This is a genomic window from Synergistaceae bacterium (genome assembly GCA_017450125.1).
Taxonomy (GTDB): Bacteria; Synergistota; Synergistia; order Synergistales; family Aminobacteriaceae; genus JAFUXM01.
In genome coordinates this window covers 1-19,929 of record JAFSWZ010000043.1, presented here as the reverse complement: position 1 = coordinate 19,929, position 19,929 = coordinate 1, and the positions used below count along the sequence as shown (strand labels likewise).

At 55.8% G+C, this 19,929-nt stretch carries 37 protein-coding genes and 1 riboswitch; of the genes, 1 reads left to right on the top strand and 36 read right to left on the bottom strand.

The genetic code is table 11. The annotated features are described in order from the left end of the window. Positions 1 to 25: 25 nt before the first annotated feature. Positions 26 to 133, bottom strand: a riboswitch (TPP riboswitch). A gap of 153 nt (positions 134 to 286) precedes the next feature. After that, positions 287 to 490 (top strand): cold-shock protein, encoded by a 204-nt coding sequence (locus tag IJT02_10320; protein MBQ7545322.1) that lies wholly within the window; start codon positions 287 to 289, stop codon positions 488 to 490. A 96-nt stretch (positions 491 to 586) separates the two neighbouring features. Here the strand turns inward: IJT02_10320 and IJT02_10315 are convergent, their stop codons facing one another. From IJT02_10315 to tuf, 36 genes are read right to left on the bottom strand one after another with little or no spacing between them, the layout of a single operon-like run. Next, positions 587 to 1,018, bottom strand: a complete 432-nt coding sequence (locus tag IJT02_10315; protein ID MBQ7545321.1) for a DUF1810 domain-containing protein — start codon at positions 1,016 to 1,018, stop codon at positions 587 to 589. Beyond that, positions 1,005 to 1,769: a tRNA pseudouridine(38-40) synthase TruA gene (gene truA, locus IJT02_10310; GenBank protein MBQ7545320.1), complete on the bottom strand. Its 765-nt coding sequence runs from the start codon at positions 1,767 to 1,769 to the stop codon at positions 1,005 to 1,007. The genes IJT02_10315 and truA overlap by 14 nt, the downstream gene beginning before the upstream one ends. Then, the gene (locus IJT02_10305; GenBank protein MBQ7545319.1) at positions 1,769 to 2,515 is read right to left on the bottom strand and encodes an energy-coupling factor transporter transmembrane protein EcfT; all 747 of its coding nucleotides are present in this window, start codon (positions 2,513 to 2,515) and stop codon (positions 1,769 to 1,771) included. Before IJT02_10305 ends, truA begins: the two co-directional genes overlap by 1 nt. Beyond that, positions 2,494 to 4,191 (bottom strand): ABC transporter ATP-binding protein, encoded by a 1,698-nt coding sequence (locus IJT02_10300; GenBank protein ID MBQ7545318.1) that lies wholly within the window; start codon positions 4,189 to 4,191, stop codon positions 2,494 to 2,496. Before IJT02_10300 ends, IJT02_10305 begins: the two co-directional genes overlap by 22 nt. Next, positions 4,169 to 4,546, bottom strand: a complete 378-nt coding sequence (gene rplQ, locus IJT02_10295; protein ID MBQ7545317.1) for a 50S ribosomal protein L17 — start codon at positions 4,544 to 4,546, stop codon at positions 4,169 to 4,171. Before rplQ ends, IJT02_10300 begins: the two co-directional genes overlap by 23 nt. A 20-nt stretch (positions 4,547 to 4,566) precedes the next feature. Continuing rightward, entirely contained in the window at positions 4,567 to 5,643 is a 1,077-nt protein-coding gene (locus tag IJT02_10290) for a DNA-directed RNA polymerase subunit alpha (protein ID MBQ7545316.1), read from the bottom strand. Then, on the bottom strand, positions 5,644 to 6,042 hold the full coding sequence (gene rpsK / locus IJT02_10285; protein ID MBQ7545315.1) for a 30S ribosomal protein S11: 399 nt from the start codon (positions 6,040 to 6,042) through the stop codon (positions 5,644 to 5,646). It lies immediately after the preceding gene. 16 nt (positions 6,043 to 6,058) lie between these two features. Beyond that, entirely contained in the window at positions 6,059 to 6,436 is a 378-nt protein-coding gene (gene rpsM, locus IJT02_10280) for a 30S ribosomal protein S13 (GenBank protein MBQ7545314.1), read from the bottom strand. Between the two features lie 7 nt (positions 6,437 to 6,443). Beyond that, entirely contained in the window at positions 6,444 to 6,569 is a 126-nt protein-coding gene (rpmJ, locus tag IJT02_10275; protein MBQ7545313.1) for a 50S ribosomal protein L36, read from the bottom strand. Positions 6,570 to 6,587: 18 nt separating this feature from the next. After that, positions 6,588 to 6,815 carry a translation initiation factor IF-1 gene (gene infA, locus IJT02_10270; protein ID MBQ7545312.1) on the bottom strand — a complete coding sequence of 76 codons (228 nt, stop codon included), beginning with the start codon at positions 6,813 to 6,815 and terminating at the stop codon, positions 6,588 to 6,590. Then, positions 6,815 to 7,072 (bottom strand): hypothetical protein, encoded by a 258-nt coding sequence (locus IJT02_10265; protein MBQ7545311.1) that lies wholly within the window; start codon positions 7,070 to 7,072, stop codon positions 6,815 to 6,817. The genes infA and IJT02_10265 overlap by 1 nt, the downstream gene beginning before the upstream one ends. Next, positions 7,054 to 7,833 (bottom strand): type I methionyl aminopeptidase, encoded by a 780-nt coding sequence (gene map / locus IJT02_10260; protein MBQ7545310.1) that lies wholly within the window; start codon positions 7,831 to 7,833, stop codon positions 7,054 to 7,056. Before map ends, IJT02_10265 begins: the two co-directional genes overlap by 19 nt. Then, positions 7,830 to 8,441, bottom strand: a complete 612-nt coding sequence (locus IJT02_10255; protein ID MBQ7545309.1) for an adenylate kinase — start codon at positions 8,439 to 8,441, stop codon at positions 7,830 to 7,832. The genes map and IJT02_10255 overlap by 4 nt, the downstream gene beginning before the upstream one ends. A 2-nt stretch (positions 8,442 to 8,443) precedes the next feature. Then, complete coding sequence (gene secY, locus IJT02_10250; protein MBQ7545308.1) at positions 8,444 to 9,742, bottom strand: preprotein translocase subunit SecY; 1,299 nt, start codon at positions 9,740 to 9,742, stop codon at positions 8,444 to 8,446. Next, entirely contained in the window at positions 9,742 to 10,188 is a 447-nt protein-coding gene (gene rplO / locus IJT02_10245) for a 50S ribosomal protein L15 (GenBank protein ID MBQ7545307.1), read from the bottom strand. Before rplO ends, secY begins: the two co-directional genes overlap by 1 nt. A 2-nt stretch (positions 10,189 to 10,190) precedes the next feature. Then, the gene (gene rpmD, locus IJT02_10240) at positions 10,191 to 10,373 is read right to left on the bottom strand and encodes a 50S ribosomal protein L30 (protein ID MBQ7545306.1); all 183 of its coding nucleotides are present in this window, start codon (positions 10,371 to 10,373) and stop codon (positions 10,191 to 10,193) included. After that, positions 10,360 to 10,890, bottom strand: a complete 531-nt coding sequence (gene rpsE / locus IJT02_10235) for a 30S ribosomal protein S5 (GenBank protein MBQ7545305.1) — start codon at positions 10,888 to 10,890, stop codon at positions 10,360 to 10,362. Before rpsE ends, rpmD begins: the two co-directional genes overlap by 14 nt. Position 10,891: 1 nt before the next feature. Then, positions 10,892 to 11,257, bottom strand: a complete 366-nt coding sequence (locus IJT02_10230; protein MBQ7545304.1) for a 50S ribosomal protein L18 — start codon at positions 11,255 to 11,257, stop codon at positions 10,892 to 10,894. 3 nt (positions 11,258 to 11,260) lie between these two features. Beyond that, the gene (gene rplF, locus IJT02_10225) at positions 11,261 to 11,800 is read right to left on the bottom strand and encodes a 50S ribosomal protein L6 (protein MBQ7545303.1); all 540 of its coding nucleotides are present in this window, start codon (positions 11,798 to 11,800) and stop codon (positions 11,261 to 11,263) included. Between the two features lie 12 nt (positions 11,801 to 11,812). Continuing rightward, positions 11,813 to 12,217 (bottom strand): 30S ribosomal protein S8, encoded by a 405-nt coding sequence (rpsH, locus tag IJT02_10220; GenBank protein MBQ7545302.1) that lies wholly within the window; start codon positions 12,215 to 12,217, stop codon positions 11,813 to 11,815. A 14-nt stretch (positions 12,218 to 12,231) separates the two neighbouring features. Further along, on the bottom strand, positions 12,232 to 12,417 hold the full coding sequence (locus tag IJT02_10215) for a type Z 30S ribosomal protein S14 (protein ID MBQ7545301.1): 186 nt from the start codon (positions 12,415 to 12,417) through the stop codon (positions 12,232 to 12,234). Between the two features lie 23 nt (positions 12,418 to 12,440). Continuing rightward, positions 12,441 to 12,989, bottom strand: coding sequence for a 50S ribosomal protein L5 (gene rplE, locus IJT02_10210; GenBank protein MBQ7545300.1), 549 nt, complete (start codon positions 12,987 to 12,989; stop codon positions 12,441 to 12,443). 3 nt (positions 12,990 to 12,992) lie between these two features. Continuing rightward, complete coding sequence (gene rplX, locus IJT02_10205) at positions 12,993 to 13,322, bottom strand: 50S ribosomal protein L24 (GenBank protein MBQ7545299.1); 330 nt, start codon at positions 13,320 to 13,322, stop codon at positions 12,993 to 12,995. A gap of 14 nt (positions 13,323 to 13,336) precedes the next feature. Beyond that, complete coding sequence (gene rplN, locus IJT02_10200; GenBank protein MBQ7545298.1) at positions 13,337 to 13,705, bottom strand: 50S ribosomal protein L14; 369 nt, start codon at positions 13,703 to 13,705, stop codon at positions 13,337 to 13,339. Beyond that, positions 13,705 to 14,001, bottom strand: coding sequence for a 30S ribosomal protein S17 (rpsQ, locus tag IJT02_10195; GenBank protein ID MBQ7545297.1), 297 nt, complete (start codon positions 13,999 to 14,001; stop codon positions 13,705 to 13,707). Before rpsQ ends, rplN begins: the two co-directional genes overlap by 1 nt. Continuing rightward, positions 13,994 to 14,218 carry a 50S ribosomal protein L29 gene (gene rpmC / locus IJT02_10190; GenBank protein MBQ7545296.1) on the bottom strand — a complete coding sequence of 75 codons (225 nt, stop codon included), beginning with the start codon at positions 14,216 to 14,218 and terminating at the stop codon, positions 13,994 to 13,996. The genes rpsQ and rpmC overlap by 8 nt, the downstream gene beginning before the upstream one ends. 4 nt (positions 14,219 to 14,222) lie before the next feature. Then, positions 14,223 to 14,639, bottom strand: a complete 417-nt coding sequence (gene rplP, locus IJT02_10185; GenBank protein MBQ7545295.1) for a 50S ribosomal protein L16 — start codon at positions 14,637 to 14,639, stop codon at positions 14,223 to 14,225. A gap of 6 nt (positions 14,640 to 14,645) precedes the next feature. Continuing rightward, positions 14,646 to 15,329: a 30S ribosomal protein S3 gene (gene rpsC / locus IJT02_10180; protein ID MBQ7545294.1), complete on the bottom strand. Its 684-nt coding sequence runs from the start codon at positions 15,327 to 15,329 to the stop codon at positions 14,646 to 14,648. A gap of 13 nt (positions 15,330 to 15,342) precedes the next feature. Then, positions 15,343 to 15,690, bottom strand: coding sequence for a 50S ribosomal protein L22 (gene rplV, locus IJT02_10175; protein ID MBQ7545293.1), 348 nt, complete (start codon positions 15,688 to 15,690; stop codon positions 15,343 to 15,345). Positions 15,691 to 15,700: 10 nt separating this feature from the next. Then, positions 15,701 to 15,973: a 30S ribosomal protein S19 gene (gene rpsS, locus IJT02_10170; protein ID MBQ7545292.1), complete on the bottom strand. Its 273-nt coding sequence runs from the start codon at positions 15,971 to 15,973 to the stop codon at positions 15,701 to 15,703. Between the two features lie 12 nt (positions 15,974 to 15,985). After that, complete coding sequence (rplB, locus tag IJT02_10165) at positions 15,986 to 16,813, bottom strand: 50S ribosomal protein L2 (GenBank protein ID MBQ7545291.1); 828 nt, start codon at positions 16,811 to 16,813, stop codon at positions 15,986 to 15,988. 18 nt (positions 16,814 to 16,831) lie between these two features. Continuing rightward, positions 16,832 to 17,128 carry a 50S ribosomal protein L23 gene (gene rplW, locus IJT02_10160; protein MBQ7545290.1) on the bottom strand — a complete coding sequence of 99 codons (297 nt, stop codon included), beginning with the start codon at positions 17,126 to 17,128 and terminating at the stop codon, positions 16,832 to 16,834. Continuing rightward, the gene (gene rplD, locus IJT02_10155) at positions 17,125 to 17,751 is read right to left on the bottom strand and encodes a 50S ribosomal protein L4 (GenBank protein MBQ7545289.1); all 627 of its coding nucleotides are present in this window, start codon (positions 17,749 to 17,751) and stop codon (positions 17,125 to 17,127) included. The genes rplW and rplD overlap by 4 nt, the downstream gene beginning before the upstream one ends. A gap of 18 nt (positions 17,752 to 17,769) precedes the next feature. Then, positions 17,770 to 18,396, bottom strand: coding sequence for a 50S ribosomal protein L3 (gene rplC / locus IJT02_10150; protein MBQ7545288.1), 627 nt, complete (start codon positions 18,394 to 18,396; stop codon positions 17,770 to 17,772). Between the two features lie 18 nt (positions 18,397 to 18,414). After that, a complete protein-coding gene (rpsJ, locus tag IJT02_10145) occupies positions 18,415 to 18,720 on the bottom strand; it encodes a 30S ribosomal protein S10 (protein MBQ7545287.1) in 306 nt (101 codons plus the stop codon). Positions 18,721 to 18,726: 6 nt separating this feature from the next. Further along, the gene (gene tuf, locus IJT02_10140; protein ID MBQ7545286.1) at positions 18,727 to 19,929 is read right to left on the bottom strand and encodes an elongation factor Tu; all 1,203 of its coding nucleotides are present in this window, start codon (positions 19,927 to 19,929) and stop codon (positions 18,727 to 18,729) included.

The window sequence follows — 19,929 nt, the reverse complement described above, 5'->3', positions numbered from 1 at the left end:
ATTCCTCCTTTGTGCACAAACTGAGAAGGATTATCCTTGTGCTCCCTACGCCGGCATTACCCGGATCAGGTTATGATGGTCGGAATTAATAACTCCCTCTCAGCCTGTAATACAGACTCCCATTTGCTTGATTGTGAATAAAGGTATTATATTTCATTTGTGGCAACAAGTCTAAATTTTCTGCTGTTGACATAAATTAAGCAAGAGTGTAAATTAACCCAGTTAATCGTTCCTGCATATCGTGTGCGGGACATGGCAATACAATTTTTCAGGAGGCTAGTTTTTTATGGCACAGGGAACTGTAAAGTGGTTCAACGAGACCAAAGGGTACGGGTTCATCACCGCTGACGAGGGTAAGGACGTCTTCGTACACTTCAGCGCAATCCAGGGCGAGGGCTTCAAGACCCTCAACGAAGGCCAGAAGGTATCATTCGATGTCGTCAACGGAGAGAAAGGCCCTCAGGCCGCAAACGTTGTGAAGCTGTCTTAAGTTGTAAGTCTCCTGCATTCCTCGAACACCGCAAAGGCAGCAGATAATCACTTGACAAGGAAAGAGGACCCTGTGTAACGCAAGGCCCTCATTTTTTTACCCCCGAAGCAGCTCCAGAGTGCGCTTGTCCTTCCTTCCGCCGAAGAACTTATACAGCACGTCCTTGAACACCGAGTCCCCCTCTGAGGCCTCCGCGAAGAGCGTCATGCACGAACACAGCTTCCAGTCATCAGGGTGTCCGCCCATAACCTCCTCAGGGTCATTCACGTCGAGGCCGAGCCCCATCAGTGCCTCCGAGATCTCCTTCAGCCTCGCGCCAAGCACGGGGTGATTCAGGTACGCCCTCGCCTCATCAATTCCGCTCAGTCCGTAGAACTTTGCCCGGTAGGTCTGGCCAAGCTCAGCGAGCTGGGGGAAGATGTACCATATCCAGTGGCTTTTTTTCTGACCTGCACGCATCTCATTAAGGGCAATGTCGTAACTGCCCTTCTGAGCCTCAATAAATCTCTCAAGGTTATACTTGTCCATCCAGTGTCTCCTTTCCGTAATTCACACGCCAGAACCACAACCCGCACGCCGGTGCAGTCATCGCAGAGTCGCTCCTCTCTCCGCCGTCAAGCAGACCCTCAAGCCACGACAGCGGCTCCTTCTTCAGCGCAACGGCGTTGATGTTGCCGACAATTATCCGCACCATGTTCGTCAGGAACGACTGCGCGCGCACGGTGATGATTGAGAGGCTGCCGCGATTCCGAAGCCTCACGCTGTCGACAGTCCTGAACGGGTCAGGCGGGCACTCTACAGCCCTGCAGAACGCCGAGAAGTTGTGCCGCCCCTGAATCATCCTGCAGGCTTCGCGGGCAATGTCCATGTCCCACGTCCTGCCTTTCCGCCACCACACGTAATCATTCAGCACAGGAGGACAGACGTAACCATGATAGATGAAGTATCTGTACTCCCTCCAGAGTGCCGAACGCCTCGCGTTGAAGCTGCTGCTTACACGTGATACCCTCATGACGCGTATGTCTTCAGGGAGGTAGAAGTTCAACGCCATTCCCAGCTTGTCCGGCTCGATGTTCTTGGCCAGCCCGAACGATGCGACCTGCCCCCAAGCGTTCACGCCTTTGTCCGTCCTGCCCGCACCTGTTATTCTGACAGAAGCCCCCTCAATCTTAGAGAGGACTCCTTCAACAACTTCCTGAACACTTACGGCATCGGGCTGAACCTGCCAGCCTGCGTAGTTCTTGCCGATGTAGCTTATCTTGGCCGCGTAGTAGTTCATCACAGCATCAGCATTGCCGCCGCGAGAACCGCACACCCAATAACTACCAGCGTGTCAGCCTTCTTCCACACGAGGGGTTTTCTCCTAGTCCTGCCTGCTCCTCCCTCGTAGCCTCTGGCCTCCATCGCCACAGCAATTTCATCCGCCCGCCGGAAAATTATGATGAACAGCGGAATCAGCACGGGGAAGAACGCCTTTACCCTCTGGAAGATGTTACCCTGATCCAGCCGCGCACCCCTCGACAATTGGGCACGCATTATCTTGTCCGTCTCCTGCATCAACAGCGGGATGAACCGCAACGCCATGCCGATCATCATCGCGGACTCGTGCGCCGGAAAGTGGAAGCGTTCCAGAGGAGACAGCAGGGCATCGAGGCCGTCAGCGAGTTCGAGCGGCGATGTCGTCAGCGGAAGCATGACCGCAAACATCATCAGCATCAATAGACGTGCCGCCGTGAACAGCGCGTGATATGCCGTCGAGGTCATGAGGTTGAAGATGAGCGTGAACGCAACGAGGAACATCACCGGCCGCGAAGTCCTCAGCACGATGCGCCATGAGATTCGCGACACGCGGACGACGACTGCGAGCAGAGCTGCCCAGACTCCCAGAAGAAGCGGTGTCTTCGATGGGAAGAGAGCGGAGATTATCAGGAGCAAGGAGAACAGCTTTGCGCGCGGGTCAAGCCTGTGAATGAATGAGCCTGTCGGTATGTACTGGCCGAGATTTAGGTTCGTGAAATACATGATATGAACTCCTGATAGTTGTAGAACAGCGGGAAGGACGGGTTTGCCTTCCTGATTTCCGCAGAGAGGCGCAGGACTTCCGGCCAAGCAGACGGATCGAGGCTGTCCATGACAGTATCCAGAACTTCGCGGGGTCTGCCTTCCTGAAGTTTCTCCGAGCTCCTGAGGATAAGTATCTTGTCGCTGTAGTTCAGTGCCATGCTGAGGTCGTGGGTGATGGTGATAACGGTCTTGCCCTCGTCCCTGAGGCGACCCAGCATCGCAAGAATCTTCCGCTGGTACGACGCGTCGAGCCCGGCAAGAGGCTCGTCCATCACGATGCAGTCCGGCCGGGCAGAGAGAACTGACGCGATCGCCACGAGCCTGCGTTCACCGCCGGACAACGCGAGAGGGTTGCGGCCAAGAAACTCGCGGGGAAGACCTGCGCACTCGAGCCCGTAGATTATCGCGTCTTCGAGCTCCTGCTTCCTGAAGCCGGCATTCTTCGGCGCAAACGCAAGCTCCTCCTTCACCGTCGGAGAGAACAGCTGATCCTCCGGGTGCTGGAACACGAGCCCGACCTTCTGCCTCAAAGCGTGAACCTCGCTGCCCTTCTGCGGAATAGGTTTGCCCTCGAAGAATATCTGTCCCTCCTGAATCTTGTACAGAGCGTTGAGGTGCTGCACCAGCGTAGATTTTCCCGAGCCCGTCCTGCCGATTATCGAGAGCCACTCTCCTGCGTAGAACTCTGCGTCAATGTTCCTGAGAGCGTAAGACTTGTCCGTGTACCTGAACGACAGATCGTCCAGTATGAACTTGATTTGCTTTGCTCCCTCTGATACTGGGGAAGGGGAGGGGTTACCCCCCCTAAATCCCCCTTTAAAGAGGGGGGACTTTGCTCCTGCTTCCCACGTGTAACCGTGTTCCTCGCAGAACCTCCTGAACTTGAACTCGTCAGGCAGCTCAAACCCCAGCTCCTCCGCAACGTCCCAGAACTCCGGCGTTGTGCCCTGCCACTTCACGCTTCCGTGCGAGAGAACTATCACCCGTTCGATGTCGTCGAAGTTCTCTGCGTCTATCTGGTGCGTAACCTGAATTATCGTCATTCCGGCAATGTGCAGTCCGCGAAGCACCTTCTCGACTTTCAGCCGTCCCTGCGGGTCAAGCATCGCCGTAGCTTCGTCGAGAATCAGGCACTCAACGTCAGCCGCCAGTGCCCCAGCCAAAGCAAGCCTCTGCTTCTCGCCGCCGGAAAGCTCCGACACCGAAGCTCCCTGCTTGTGCGTCATGTTCGTAACAGCCAGAGCAGAGTCCACGCGCGCCTGAATTTCCGCGCTGGGCAGTCCCTGATTCTCCGGCGCAAACGCCGCGTCGTCCTCAACCATTGCCGCGACTATCTGGTTCTCGGGGTCTTGGAACACCATGCCGATAGTCTTTCGGAGCTCCTTGAAGTCCATTTCGCGTATGTCCTGCCCCTTCACGAGACACACTCCCTCCGAAGGAGTCTGCAGTCCGCCCAGAATCTTCACGAGCGTGGATTTTCCGCTTCCGTTGTGCCCGAGTACAGCTATCCGTTCGCCTCTGCGTACAAAAAACGAGACGCGGTTCAATGCGCGTCCCGTGTCCTTAGCACTGTATGAGAACGTAACAGACTGTACCTCGATCAACGGAGTATCGTTACTTCTGTCCGTCGTCTGCACGTTCAACAAGTTCTATCACTGCCATAGGCGAGCCGTCGCCTTTCCTTGCGCCCAGCTTCACTATTCTCGTGTAGCCGCCCTTGTCGAAGCTCTTGTACTTGGGGGCTATCTCCTGAAACAGCTTCGTTGCTGCTGCCTTGTGGGGCATCTTCGAGAACACTACGCGGATGTCATGCACGCTGCCTCCTCTGGCTCTCGTGATGAGCTTCTCGGCAACACGCCTGAGCTCCTTTGCGCGGGTTACTGTCGTCGTGATGCTGCCGTTAAGGAAGAGGCTTGCCGCCATGTTCCCGAGCATCAGTCCCCTGTGGCTTCCGTAGCGTCCTAATGTCCTGTGGTCTACCTTGTGTCTCAATTTACGCTTGCACCTCCTTGCTAGTCTTTGCTCTCTTCTGCGGCAGATTCGTCGTCAGCGTCGCCCTTGCCGGATTTTGACGGCTGGAGCGAATATCCGCAGCTTGTTATCTTCTCCTCAATCTCAGTGAGAGACTTCTTGCCGAGATTGCGTATCTTCAGCAGGTCATCGCGGGATTTCTGCAGAAGGTCTCCGATCGTCTGGATGCCGCCCCTCAGGAGACAGTTCTCGCTCCTTATCGAGAGTTCCAGTTCATGAATCGGACGGTCGAACAGTTTGCGCAGCGGTTCGGTAGGGTCATCACTGCCGGGCTGATCCGTCGTCTCTGCAGGCTCTGCGGGACGTGCCTTCTGCGGGGCTGTGTCCACAGTGTCGGCGATCTGCCCGAAGTAGCTCCGCGCTATACCGGCCGCCTCTGCCACCGCCTCTTCCGGCGTAACTGCTCCGTTCGTCCACACCTCCAGAATCAGACGCTCGAAGTCTATGCTCTGTCCGACGCGCGCTGGCTCAATCTGGTAGTTCACCCTGTTCACCGGCGAGAATATCGCGTCAGCAAGCATCGCGTTGATGGGAAGCGGAGGCTGTGCAGGCCTCTCACGTTCCGCCGACAGATACCCTGTGCCCTGCTCTACGTAAATTTCCATCAGGAGATGAGAGCCGGGCTCGAGAGTGCAGAGCACGCCGTCCCCGCAGAACTCGAAGTCGTTGTCCCAAGGCATATCGCGGGCTGTGATTACGCCGGGGTTCTCTGCGCGCGTGAAGAAGTCTTTGGGCAGGTCATCAGAATCAAGCGTGATGATCTTGAAGCCTTCTTCGTTGACAGAAACCTTGTTGGTCTTGGCCTTGATGGGGATGTGCTTGAGGTTCGTGAGAATCTCTATCACGTCCTCGCGGATGCCCTTTATCGTGCTGAACTCGTGGAGCACCCCGTCAATCTTGACCGCAGTAACCGCCGCTCCGCGTATTGACGAGAGCAGAAGCCTCCTCAGCGCGTTGCCCAGAGTGTCGCCGTAACCGCGCTCGAGAGGCTCAAGGAAGAACCTCCCGTAGGACTGCGACTTCTCTTCGGTGAAGACCTTGAACTTTGTGCTCTCCATTTACACGCGCCTTCTCTTGGGAGGACGGCAGCCGTTGTGGGGGATCGGGGTTGTGTCCTTGATGACGTTCACCTGAAGCCCTGCACCCTGAAGAGCACGAATCGCACTCTCACGGCCTGGACCGGGCCCCTTGACGATTACATCAATCTCCGTCATGCCCTGATCCTGCGCGTTCTTGGCCACCTGCTGTGCCGCTATCTGCGCAGCGAAAGGCGTTGACTTCCTCGCTCCCTTGAAACCTACGTTGCCGCCGGATGCCCACGAAATCACGTTGCCGGCCTTGTCGCTTATGCACAGTATCGTGTTGTTGAACGTCGAGTAGATGTGCGCAACGCCGTAAGCAATATTCTTCTTCTCGCGCTTCTTGCCTTTGCGAGCCTGAGCTGTTCTCTTCGCCACTTGTTATTTTCCCCCCTTACTTCGTTGCCATCTTCTTGTTCGCAACTGTCCTTCTCGGACCCTTGCGCGTTCTGGCGTTGGTCTTTGTGCGCTGGCCTCTCACGGGGAGACCGAGCCTGTGCCTCTGTCCCCTGTAGCACCCGATGTCGATCAATCTCTTGATGTTCATCGAGATTTCGCGCCTGAGGTCGCCCTCTACCTTGTGGTTGTCCTCGATCTCGCGGCGGAGCTTCTGTGCGTCTGCCTCGCTGAGATCCTTCACGCGCGTGTCGGGGTTCACGCCAGTAACCTCAAGAATGTGCTGTGCTGTCTTGAGGCCGATGCCGAAAATGTACGTCAATCCGATTTCTACCCTCTTGTCTCTGGGCAGATCTACTCCTGCTATACGTGCCATGCGTCTTTTACCTCCTCACGCCCTGACGCTGTTTGTGTCTTGGGTTGCGCGAGCAGATTACCCGGACAACTCCATGACGGCGGATTACCCTGCAAAATTCGCATATAGGCTTCACTGATGGTCCTACCTTCATGATTCTATTACCACCTTGTTATTTGTAACGATATATTATCCTGCCCCGCGTCAAATCATACGGGGAGATTTCGACAAGCACTTTATCACCGGGAAGTATCCTGATGAAGTGCATCCTCATTTTGCCGCTGACATGCGCAAGAACCCTGTGCCCGTTCTCAAGTTCAACCCTGAACATTGCGTTCGGCAGGGGTTCTGAAATTACGCCCTTAACCTCGATTACGTCCTCTTTGCCGGAATTTGCCATTAACTCCCTACGCTCCTGTGAAATTGTCCCGCGTCAATGTCTTGACCTGCCTCGATATTGCTGATTAACTCCTCTGCGCGCTTCTGCACTGCCTGCAAGTGCTTGGGGTTCTTCGCCTTCGGGTGCGTCGTGTTGAACTTCGGCGGCCGGATAACCTGTATCCTGCCCTTGCCGTCCGTTCCGCTCACCACGTAAAGCGTCCCCGCGTCCTTGCCTTGCCGTGAGATTGCGAGCTGGCCTACAAGAAACTCTGCCACTTCGTCAGAATCTCCGGCCCGTCGTCCAGAACCGCAACAGTCCGCTCAAAGTGTGCCGCGTCAGAACCGTCAACTGTCAGCACCGTCCAGCCGTTGCTTCCGGTCTTGACCTTCTCCTTGCCCGCCATGATCATCGGCTCAATTGCGATGGTCATTCCGGCTTTGAGGGTCATTCCCTGTCCCGGCCTGCCGTAGTTGGGTATCTGTGGGGCTTCGTGCATCTTCCTGCCGATTCCGTGCCCGGTGTAGTCCCGCACCACTCCGTAACCCAGCGGCTTGACGTAGCTCTCGACTGCGTTCCCGATATCACCGAGCGTATTCCCTGCAAGCGCAGCAGCTATTGCGCGGTTCAGGGATTCTTCCGTCGCTTTGAGCAGTGCCATGCGTTCAGGGCTGATTGTTCCGACGGGGTACGTGCACGCCGCGTCGCCGCAGTAACCGTTGACGTACGCACCGACATCTACGCTGATTATGTCGCCTTCCTCCAGTACCCTGCTGAACTGCGGGATTCCGTGAACAATCTCGTCATTTATCGACGCGCAGATAGTTCCGGGAAAGGGAGTCATGTTCGAGGCCGGACGGTAATTCTTGAACGCGGGGATTCCGTTGTTCGCGCGTATGTGTTCCTCAGCGAGGCGGTCAAGCTCTCCCGTTGAGATGCCGGGACGCACTGCATCGCGCATGATCTCCAGCACTTCCGCAGTTACACGCCCCGCAATCCTCATGAGGCCGATCTCTTCGCGTGTCTTGAGCGTTATCATGACTTCAGCAGTTCAAGAACGCGCATGAATATTTCTTCCGGCATTCCCGTCGCGTCAACCTCAAGCAGCAGCTTACGGGCGCGGTAGAACTCTATGAGTGCCTCCGTCTGCTCGTGGAAGACCTTGAGGCGGCTCCTGATAGTCTCCTCGTTGTCATCAGCTCTGCGGTAGAGTTCTCCGCCGCATGAGGGGCACTTGTCGTTGTCCCACGTAGTTATTCCTCCGCAGGATCTGCACACCGCGCGGTTCATGAGCCTCTTGACGATGTCGTCGTCGCTGACCTTGAAGAGTATCACGCCGTCAAGTTCCGTGATGGTCTCGAGGAACTCCGCCTGCTTCACCGTTCTCGGGAAACCGTCGAGCATAAAGCCCTGATTTTCGGGAAGAGAAGCGAGCTTGTCCTTCATCATGTTCATCACGACTTCGTCAGGGACTAACTTTCCGGCATCCATGAACTTCTTGGCCTCGAGGCCGAGTTCCGTTCCGTCCTTGATGTTCTGCCTGAGGATGTCGCCCGTCGAGATGTGGACGAGTCCGTGCTTGTCCTTCAAGAATACGGCCTGAGTACCCTTTCCGGCCCCAGGCGCGCCTAATAATACCAGCTTCATGATTAACCCCTCAGCAGTCCCTTGCCGCCGCCGGACTTCCTGATTATTCCGTCGTAGTGGCGCATAAGGAGCTGTGCTTCTATCTGGTTGATGGTGTCCATCGCAACGCCTACAACGATAAGCACCGCAGTACCTCCGAAGTAGAAGCTGTTGACCCTGAGCACCGAAGACATCACGTTAGGGATTAACGCTATGACCGCGAGGAACACTGCACCGCCGAGAGTGATGCGCTCCATTACGCGGGTTATGTAGTCTGACGTGGGGTTGCCCGGCCTTATCCCGAGAATGAACCCGCCGTACTTCTTCATGTTGTTGGCGATGTCTGTCGGGTTGAAGACTACCGCCGTGTAGAAGTACGAGAAGAAGATTATCAGGGCAACGTACAGCACGAGATAGATAACGCTGTTCGGGGCAAACACCGTGCTGAAGAAACGTCCCACCGCACTCTCGCTGAAGTAGTTAGCGATGGTGTAGGGGAAAATCAGCAGCGAGCTCGCAAAGATTATCGGGATGACTCCGGCCTGATTCACCTTCAGCGGAATGAACGTGCTCTGCCCGCCGTAAATCTTGTTGCCCACGACGCGCTTTGCGTACTGCACGGGAAGCCTTCTCTGCCCTTCCTGAAGGAGAATGCATCCTGCAACCACAACGACCATCAGCACGATTCCGAGCAGAAGCCCGATGACGCTCAGCGAACCGAGACGCACCATGCTCCAGGTCTGAAGGATGGCTTCAGGGATTCGTGCGACGATACCAGCGAAGATTAGCAGGGAAATTCCGTTGCCTATGCCGTGATCCGTGAGCTCTTCGCCGAGCCACATCACCGCGACAGAGCCCGCAACCAGCGTAATCACGACTAACAGCCAGTCGAAGAATCCTCCCTGCATTATGCCGAGACCTCCGAGCCATGCTGTCATTCCGATTGCTTGAACGACCGCGAAGACAACAGCTCCGTAACGCGTCCACTGCGTAATCTTCTTGTGGCCGTCAGCAGAGTCTTTCTGCAGCTTCTCGAGGTACGGGAAGATGACCACCAATAACTGCATGACTATGCTCGAGTTGATGTAGGGAGCAACGCCGAGCGAGAAAATCCCGAACCTGCTCAGAGCACCGCCCGAGAACAGGTTAAGGAAGTCCATTATGCCGCCGCCTGACGCGAACAGGCTAGCCATAGCCGCGCGGTCAACTCCAGGACTGGGGATGTAAGCCCCAAGCCTGAAGATGAACAGTATAAACAGCGTGAAGAATATCCGGCGTTTCAGGTCGGGCAGCCTGAAAATATCACCAAGAGACCCGAACATTACACTACCTCGTGAGTGCCGCCAGCCGCTTCTATCTTCTTCACGGCCTCTGCGCTGAATGCTCCCGCCTTGATCTTGAGTGCCTTGCTGAGTTCGCCGTCAGCAAGAATCTTCACGGGAACATCCTTCTTGCGGATTACTCTCGCGCTGAAGAGGGCTGATGCGTCGACTTCCGCGCCTGCCTCGAACTTCTTGTCGAGCGTGCCGAGATTGACCGTCTGGAACACTTTCGCGAAACGGTAATTGTTGAACCCGCGCTTCGGTGTCCTTCTGGTCAGGGGCATCTGGCCTCCCTCGAAGCCCGGACGTACTCCGCCGCCGGTCCTCGACTTGTCGCCCTTGTGCCCTTTGCCCGCAGTCTTGCCCTTGCCGCTTCCGGGACCCTGTCCAAGACGCTTGTTCTTGTGGGTCGAACCGTCAGCGGGGTGTAAATCCTGCAATGTAATCATTACTCGACAACCTCCCATTTCACCAGATGGCGGACATGCTCAATCATCCCGCGTATCTGCGGAGTGTCCTCATGCTCTACCTCAGAGTTCAGCTTCCTGAAGCCCAGAGCCTTTATCGTGCGCTTCTGCCTCTCGGGGAAACTTATCGCACTCTTGACCCACTTAGCCTTAATCTTCGCCATGTGAATCCTCCTGTGCCTCGTCCGCTCCGCCGTTCAGTCCGCGAAGCCTCATGATCTCGCTCTCGGTGCGGGTTATCCTGATGGCCTCGAGGGTAGCATGTGCTACGTTGATTGCGTTCGATGTCCTGCCGGTAACCTTCGTAACAACGTCCTTCACGCCGCCGAGCTCCATTATTGCGCGGACAACTCCGCCTGCTATGACTCCCGTTCCTTCGGGGGCGGGCTTGAGGAGTACGCGTGCCGCTCCGAACTCTCCGACTACGGGGTGCGGAATCGTGTTGTCAGCGTGGCGTACGGTTACAAGTTCCTTCTTGGCCTTCTCGATGCCTTTGCGGACTGCTTCAGCTATCTCCTTTGCCTTGCCTATTCCTGTTCCGACGCGCGATATTCCGTCTCCGACCACAACAAGCACCGCGAAACGGAATCTCTTTCCGCCTTTGACGACCTTGCTGACGCGGTTGATTGCTACCACGCGTTCCTGAAATTCAGGGGCTTCTACCTCATTCCTTCTGGGCATGTTAGAAGCTCAAGCCTCCTTCTCTTGCGGCATCTGCCAGTGCCATTACCTTGCCGTGATAGGCATGGCCTCCGCGATCGAACACAACCGTGTTAATCCCTTTGGCCTTCGCACGTTCAGCTATCGTCTTGCCGATGACTTTCGCGGCCTCGATGTTGCAGTGTCCCTTCAGCTCAGGCTGTAATGCCTTCTCGAGCGTCGAAGCGGACACAAGCGTGCAGCCCTTCTCGTCGTCGACTACCTGAACGTAGATGTTCTTGAGACTCCTGAACACGCACAGACGCGGCTTCTCGGCCGTGCCGGAAAGTGTCCTGCGCAGTCTCTCATGCCTGATTACGCGCATATCATTTCTGCTTCTCTTCTTCATGATTTACTTCGCCCCAGTCTTGCCGGCCTTGCGGAGTATCTGCTCGTTCTCGAACTTGATACCCTTTCCGTGATAAGGCTCCGGCGGTCTGAACTCCCTGATGAGGGCGCATGTCTGTCCCACTAATTCCTTGTCGATTCCCCGTACGTGAAACTTGATGGGGTTCTCGACAACGATTTCTATTCCTGCTGGAGGCGTAAACTCGATGGGGTGAGAATACCCGAGATTCATCACGAGCTTCTTTCCCTGCATTGCCGCTCTCCAGCCCACTCCGACTATCTCCATCGTCTTGGAGAAGCCCGACGTTACGCCTGTAACCATGTTGGCGATGAGCGCGCGGGTCATTCCATGCCACGCTCTGGTCTGCTTCTCTTCGTTGGTGCGGTCGACTTTCACCTGTCCGCCCTCAATGTCGACTGTGATTCCGGGCATCAGCTGTGCGTGAAGTTCTCCCTTCGGGCCTTTGACGACTATATCGTTGCCCTTGACCTCTACGCTTGCGCCCTTCGCGATCTCTACTGCTTTGCGTCCGATACGAGACATGATTACTCCTCCTCACCAGACATAGCAGAGGACTTCTCCGCCGAGCCCGAGCTTGTTAGCCTCAGAGCCGGTCTTCAGTCCCTTTGAGGTCGAAAGAATCGCGAGGCCAAGTCCGCCCATAACTACGGGGAGCTTGTCGCGTCCGACATAAATTCTCCTGCCGGGCTTGCTGATTCTCCGAAGTCCCTGAATGACTCTTTCCCTGTTCGCGCCGTATGACAGGTAGATGCGAATCTCCGCGTACGGCTTCTCAGGGTCAGTTATCATCCTGAAGTTCTTGATGTAGCCCTCGTCCTTGAGTATCCGCGCAAGGGCTAATTTCATCTTGCTCGACGGTACGTCAACGCTCTCTGCGTAAATCATGTTGGCGTTGCGAATCCGTGTGAGCATATCCGCTACAGGGTCATTTACGTACAACCTAATCTGCCCCCTTACCAGCTCGACTTGACCACGCCGGGGAACAGCCCCTCGCGTGCCATCTTCCTGAAGCAGCACCTGCACATGTCGAACATCCTGATGTAGCCGTGAATGCGTCCGCAGAGCGGGCATCTGTTGTGCTGCCTTGTGCTGAACTTGGGGGTGAGCTTCGCCTTGTTCCTCAATGCTTTACGTGCCATATTGTTACCTTATTCCCCCTGCTTTATTTGCCTGTCCTGAACGGCATACCGAGTCCCTTGAGCAGTGCGAAGGCTTCCTCGTCTGTGTGTGCCGTCGTTACGATCGAGACGTTCATTCCGCGCGACCGTATTACCTTGTCGTAGCTTATCTCCGGGAAAATCAGCTGCTCGCGTAACCCCAAGTTGAAGTTTCCGCGCCCGTCGAAACCCTTGCGTGATATTCCCTGAAAGTCCTTGATGCCCGGCAGTGCCAGCGATATGAGCCTGTCGAGGAACTCCCACATCTTCGCGCCTCTGAGCGTTACTGCACAGGCTACGGGCATGTTCTGCCTGACCTTGAAGCCCGCTATGGACTTCTTGGCTCTCTTGAGGAGCGGTGCTTGGCCGGTTATGGCCCTGAGTTCTGCGATTGCGGCATCCATGAACTTTATGTCCAGCTTCGCGTCGCCTACTCCGATGTTCACAACTACCTTCTCGATCTTGGGCAGCTGCATGACATTCTTGTAGCCGAACTCACGCTGAAGCGAGGGGACTACTTCGTTCTTGTACTTCTCCAGCATTCTCGGTGTCATGGTTTAGAGTCCTCCGCGATCTATGATTTCTCCGCACTTCTTGCAGACGCGGACTTTCTTCCCATTCTCCAGGAATGACGAACCTACACGCGTTGCCTTTCCGCACTGGGGGCAGACAAGCATGACCTTGCTCGCGTAGATCGGAGCTTCCTGCTTGATGATGCCGGACTGCGGGTTGGTCTGCGTCGGCCTGACATGACGCGATACCATGTTCACGCCCTCGACGACTACGAGGTCGCGCTCGGGTATGCGGCGTATGATCTTGCCTTCCTTGCCTTTGTCCTTGCCGGTGATGACTTTCACGCGGTCATTCTTCCTAAGTCTTACTGTCATGATGAATTTCTCCGTTACACTACTTCAGGAGCAAGCGACAGGATGCGCATGTACTTCTTTGCCCTGAGCTCACGGCCTACGGGCCCGAAGATACGCGTACCTCTGGGCTCGCCGTTTGCGTCGATGAGTACCGCCGCATTGTCGTCGAAACGAACGTACGTCCCGTCGCGGCGGCGGATTTCCTTCTTCGTGCGCACGATAACAGCCTTCACTACGCTTCCCTTCGGAATGTTGCTGTTCGGGATGGCCTCACGCACTGATGCGACGATGACATCGCCTATCGTGCCGTAACGCCTCTTGCTCCCGCCCATCACCTGAATGCAGAACAGTTTCCTTGCGCCGGAATTGTCAGCGACGTTGAGAACGCTTGTTAGCTGAATCATTACTCTCCGGCCTCCTCGCTTACTGCATCAAGTGCCTCACCTGTTCCGAACACAGGGGCACGGCGCGTAACCTCTACCAGTTCCCAGCGTTTGGTCTTGCTGAGGGGACGGGTCTCGCGGATACGCACTTCGTCTCCCATGCGGCAGGTGTTCTCTGCGTCGTGGGCTACATACTTCTTGGCGCGCTTGATTCTCTTTCCGTACAGCGGGTGCTCGGCCATCCTCTCAACACGGACAACTATCGTCTTGTCCATCTTGTTGCTGACGACTATACCCGTTCTTACTTTGCTAGGCATTGTCTGCTTCCTTTTCCGCAACTGCCTTCTCAGTCGCTATCGTTAAGAGCCTTGCGATGGTCTTGCGGACTTCGCGGATGCGGCTCGTGTTCTTCAAGTGCCCGACAGCATTCTGAAAACGCAGGTTGAACAACTCAGTCTTGTACTCCTTTATCTTTCCGGCTATCTCTTCGCTGGTCAGTTCCCTCAGCTTGGCCGACTTTACGCTCGCGTCCATCAGGCTAATCACTCCCTCCGCTGCGTACCATGCGAACCTTTACGGGCAGCTTGTGGCTGGCTGTCCTGAAGGCTTCCTGCGCGAGATCCTCAGGAATGCCCGAGAACTCGAACAGTACGCGGCCTCTCTTCACTGCGGCTACCCAGAACTCAGGCGCGCCCTTTCCCTTACCCATACGGGTTTCAAGGGGCTTCTTGGTGTAAGGCCTGTCCGGGAAAACGCGTATCCAGATTTTTCCGCCCTTCTTCATCTTACGGGAGATAGCTACACGCGTCGCCTCAATCTGTCTAGCAGTCAGCCAGACGTTCTCGAGTGCCTGTATTCCGTAATCACCAAATGCTATTTCTGTGCCGCCCTTCGAGATTCCCCTGAGAGGAGACCTGTGCGACTTGCGGTACTTTACACGGCTTGGCATCAACATGGTGAATTACGCCCCCTTGTTCGCAGGTCTTGTGCGTGCCGGACGTGCCGGTGCCTGTGCCTTCTCGTTCTTGCGGTCGCGGTAAATCCAGACCTTGCAGCCGATAACTCCGTACATCGTTACGGCCTCTGCGAAACCGTAATCTATGTCAGCCTTTATCGTCGAAAGCGGAAGCTGTCCCTCGTTGTACCACTCTGTACGCGCGATTTCTGCACCGCCGAGACGGCCTGCTACCTGAGCCTTGATGCCCTTAACGCCCGCCTTCGTCGCACGGAAGATTGCCTGCTTCATTGCGCGGCGGAAGGACACTCTGCGCTCCAGAGAACTTGCGATGCTCTCAGCTACAAGCTGAGCTTCCACGTCAGGATTCTTGATCTCGTGAACGTTGACCATGACCTTGCCGCCGGTTATGGCCTGAAGCTCGTTCTTGATGTTCTGAATCTCGTTGCCGCCCTTGCCGATGACCACGCCCGGACGTGCCGTGTGAATCGTGAAGCGGACTACAGGTCCTACGCGCTCGATCTCTATGCGCGAAATCCCTGCACCCTCCCACTTCTTCATGATGTACTTGCGAAGCTTTATGTCCTCATGGAGCTTCTTCGCGTAATGCTTCTTGTCGGCGTACCATCTCGACTGCCATTCGCTGGACACTCCGAGACGGTAGCCTACAGGATGAACTTTCTGTCCCATAAATTTCCTCCCACTACTGACGCTCGCCGAGCTTTATCGTAATGTGCGATGTCCTGTGCACATACGGATGAGCGCGCCCCATCGATACGGGCCTGAACCTCTTCATCATCGGACCGTGATCTGCCCAAGCCTCGTGAACATAGAGCTTGTCGATATCCATTCCGTAATTATGCTCAGCGTTCGCCATAGCACTATTGAGCACCTTCAGGATGATGCGTGCCGCCTTCTTGTCGCTGAACTTCAGGATGACTGCTGCCCTTTCCGCCGTTTTGCCCCTGATGAGCTCCAGAACCTGGCGAACCTTGTAGGGCGAAATCCTCGCGTTCAGGGTTCTTGCTTCTGCTGTCTTAATCTCTGGCATGGCTGTCTACCTACTTCTTCTTGTCCTGCCCGGCGTGATGCCCGAACCTGCGGGTCGGCGCGAACTCTCCGAGCTTATGCCCTACCATGTTTTCGCTGATGTAGACAGGCAGATGCATTTTCCCATTGTGCACGGCTATCGTGTGCCCGATCATCTGCGGCACTACCGTCGACCGCCTTGACCATGTCTTGACGACCTTCTTTGTGCCGGAGACGTTCATGTCTTCGATTCTCTTCAGGAGCCTCTGCTCGACAAAGGGTCCCTTCTTAGTTGACCTCATTATTCACAGCTCCTTCTACTTCGCATAACGCCTGCGGATAATCAGACGGTCAGAGGACTTCTTCTTGCGTGTCCTGTAACCCTTCGCAGGAGTTCCCCACGGCGAGACGGGATGCTTGTTGCTCTTGCTCTTGCCTTCACCGCCGCCCATCGGGTGGTCTACGGGGTTCATGACCATTCCGCGAACGCTGGGCCTGCGTCCCCTGTGCCTTGTCGCGCCTGCCTTGCCCAGAGAAATATTGTCGTAGTCCTCATTGCCGACCTGTCCGACGGTTGCCATGCACTCAAGCAGAATGAGCCTGAGTTCTCCGCTGGGCATCCTGATATAGGCATACTTGCCCTCTTTGGACATCAGCTGTGCAGAAGTTCCTGCGCTCCTGACGAGCTTTGCTCCGCACCCGGGCTGCATCTCGATATTGTGGATAATCGTACCTACGGGAATATCCTCCAGCTTCAGTGCGTTGCCGGGAGTGATGTCGCTCTCCGGGCCCGAGTAAATCGTGTCGCCGACGCTGAGACCCTTCGGGAGGATGATGTACCTCTTCTCGCCGTCTGCGTAGTGAATCAGGGCGATGCGGGCGTTGCGGTTGGGATCGTACTCGATCGTCGCAACTTTGCCCGGGATACCCAGCTTCTCGCGCTTGAAATCTATAATGCGGTAGGCTCTCCTGTGTCCGCCTCCGATGTGGCGCATGGTTATACGACCCGTGTTGTTGCGGCCTCCATGCTTGCGGAGCTGGACTACAAGCGAACGTTCCGGTTTGTCTGCCGTAATGTCCTCACGGCCCTGTATGCTCATATGGCGACGGGCAGCGGTATACGGCTTGAACTGTTTGATTGACATTTCGCTAAATCTCCTGTGTTAGATCGAGGCACCCTCGAAGAACTCTATATGCTGGCCGGGCATAAGGGATACTATCGCTTTCTTCCACGAACGCGTAAAACCCTTCGTGATGCCCCTGCGGCGCAGTTTGCCCTTCACGTTTATCGTGTTCACTCCGGCTACCTTGACGTTGAAGGCTTCCTCCACAGCATTGCGGATCTGTATCTTGTTCGCGCTCCTGTGAACCTCGAACGTGTACTTGTTCATTGCCATGAGAGAACTGGATTTCTCCGTGATAATCGGGCGTATGATTATGTCGTGAGCAGTCAGATTCATCTCGAATATACCTCCCCAATTCTAGCGACGACTTCCGGCGTTACTATCAGGTTCTGCGCGTTCAGGATGTCATACACGTTGATGCTTGCTACGTTTATGCACTTGGCATTAGGAAGGTTGCTCACCGACTTGCTGACGTTGAAGGCGTTGCCGCTGTAGATGACCAGCGTCTTGCCGAAGCCCAGAGCGGTGATGAGGTTCTTGACCGCCTTAGTCGACGGCTTCTCAATCGCGTCAAATCCCTTGACAACGGCAATGAGATCCTCACGAACCTTGTCGGACAGGACGCACTTCAACGCGAGGGCACGAACCTTCTTGTTGACCTTCTGGTGGTAGTCTCTGGGATGCGGGCCGTGTGCAACTCCGCCGTGTACCCAGATCGGCGACCTCGTGCTTCCCTGACGTGCGCGGCCTGTGTGCTTCTGCCTCCAGGGCTTCTTTCCGCCGCCGGAAACATCTCCGCGCGTCTTGGTGCTGGCTGTTCCCTGACGGCAGTTCGCGAGGTGCGCGACCACCACCTGATGAATAACCGGCATGTTCACCGGAACGTCGAAAATCTCTGCGGGAACCTCCATCTCACCGGCTCTTGTCCCGTCAAACTCGTATACTTTTACGAACGGCATAGTGTTATCTTTCCCTCCTTAGGCTTTCTTGTAGAGGGCAAGCAGGCTGTTTTTCGCGCCTGGTACTGCGCCTTTCAGCAGGACAAGATTGTTCTCAACGTCAACAGCCATCACGGTCAGGTTCTTGACGGTAACCTTCTCGCTGCCCATGTGTCCGGGCATCCTCTTGCCGGGAAACACTCTGCCGGGATACGAGATTGCTCCGCTCGAGCCTCCGTGCCTGTGCTCTACAGACGTACCATGACTGAACTGCTGGCCTCCGAAATGATGACGCTTCATTACGCCCGCAAAGCCCTTGCCTTTGGAGATGCCCTTTACGTTGACCTTCTCGCCTGCCGCGAACAGGTCAGCCTTTATCTCTTGGCCGACTGTGTAGCCGCTTACGTCATCAAGCCTGAATTCCCGAAGTGTCCTCTTCGGTTCGAGCTTCAGCTTCTCGAACATAACCTTCTGCGGTTTGGACAGCTTGTGAGGCTTCACAGCCCCAAAGCCGAGAAGAACGGCGGAATACCCGTTCTGTTCAGGGGTTCTCAGAGCGACAACCGAGCACGGCCCCGCAAGGACGACCGTAACAGCTACGGCCTGTCCTTCGGAGTCATATATCTGTGTCATTCCGAGCTTCTTCCCCAGAATCCCTATTGACATAGTTTTTGCTTCTCCTCGTTAAAATTTTATCTGTATGTCTACGCCGCTAGCCAGATTAAGCTGCATGAGCGCATCCATAGTCTTCTGCGTGGGGTCGATAATATCTATCAGCCTCTTGTGCGTGCGCATCTCGAACTGCTCGCGGGCATCCTTGTCCTTGTGGGGGGATTTCAGGATCGTTATCCTCCCTACCTCTGTGGGAAGGGGGATAGGTCCTGAAACCCGTGCACCAGTTGACTGGGCTGTCTCCGCTATCTGAGCCGCCGATGTGTCAAGCACCCTGTGGTCAAACGACTTGAGCCTTATGCGGATTTTGCGTGCCATGATTCACTACTCGATTATCTGGGTTACGACTCCCGCTCCGACTGTGTGGCCGCCTTCACGTACTGCGAAGCGCAGACCCTCTTCCATCGCTATGGGCACGATCAGCGTAACTTCGAACGTTGCGTTGTCGCCGGGCATGACCATCTCTACGCCCTCAGGCAGCACGATCTCGCCGGTAACGTCCGTCGTCCTGAAGTAGAACTGCGGCTTGTAGCCCTTGAAGAACGGTGTATGACGGCCGCCTTCCTCCTTCTTGAGGACGTAAACCTCGCTCTTGAACTTCGTGTGCGGAGTAACCGTGCCGGGCTTGGCCAGAACCTGTCCGCGCTGAACGTCCGTCTTGTCGATGCCGCGAAGAAGTACGCCTACGTTGTCGCCCGCTTCTGCGTCATCAAGAATCTTCCTGAACATCTCGAGCGATGTCGCGACGGTCTTCTGTGTGTCCCTGACCATTCCGACGATCTCGACAGGCTCGCCCGCGTTGATCTTGCCGCGCTCAACACGCCCGGTAACGACTGTGCCGCGCCCTGAAATCGTGAACACGTCCTCAATCGGCATAAGGAACGGCTTGTCGATCTCACGGACAGGCTCAGGAATGAAGCTGTCGCACGCGTCCATGAGGTCATAGATGCACTTGCAGACGGGATCGTCCCTCTTGCCCGTACCCTTTTCGAGGACCTCAAGCGCAGAGCCGCGGATTATCGGGGTGTCGTCGCCGGGGAAGTCGTACTTGTTGAGAAGCTCGCGGACTTCCATCTCGACAAGGTCAAGAAGCTCGGGGTCGTCAACCTGGTCTGTCTTGTTCATGAACACGACGATTGCGGGAACGTTGACCTGGCGCGCAAGAAGAACGTGCTCACGAGTCTGGGGCATCGGGCCGTCTGCCGCTGACACGACGAGAATCGTACCGTCCATCTGGGCAGCTCCGGTGATCATGTTCTTGATGTAGTCGGCGTGGCCGGGGCAGTCGATGTGCGCATAGTGCCTCTTCTGCGTCTGGTACTCGACGTGGGCGATGTTGATGGTGATTCCGCGCTCGCGCTCTTCGGGGGCTTTGTCGATCATGTCATAGGCCGTGAACTCCGCGAAGTTCTCTGTGGCGAGGCACTTCGTGATTGCCGCTGTCAGTGTCGTCTTGCCGTGGTCAATATGCCCGATTGTTCCGATATTCAAGTGAGGCTTGTTGCGCTCAAACTTTTCTTTTGCCAT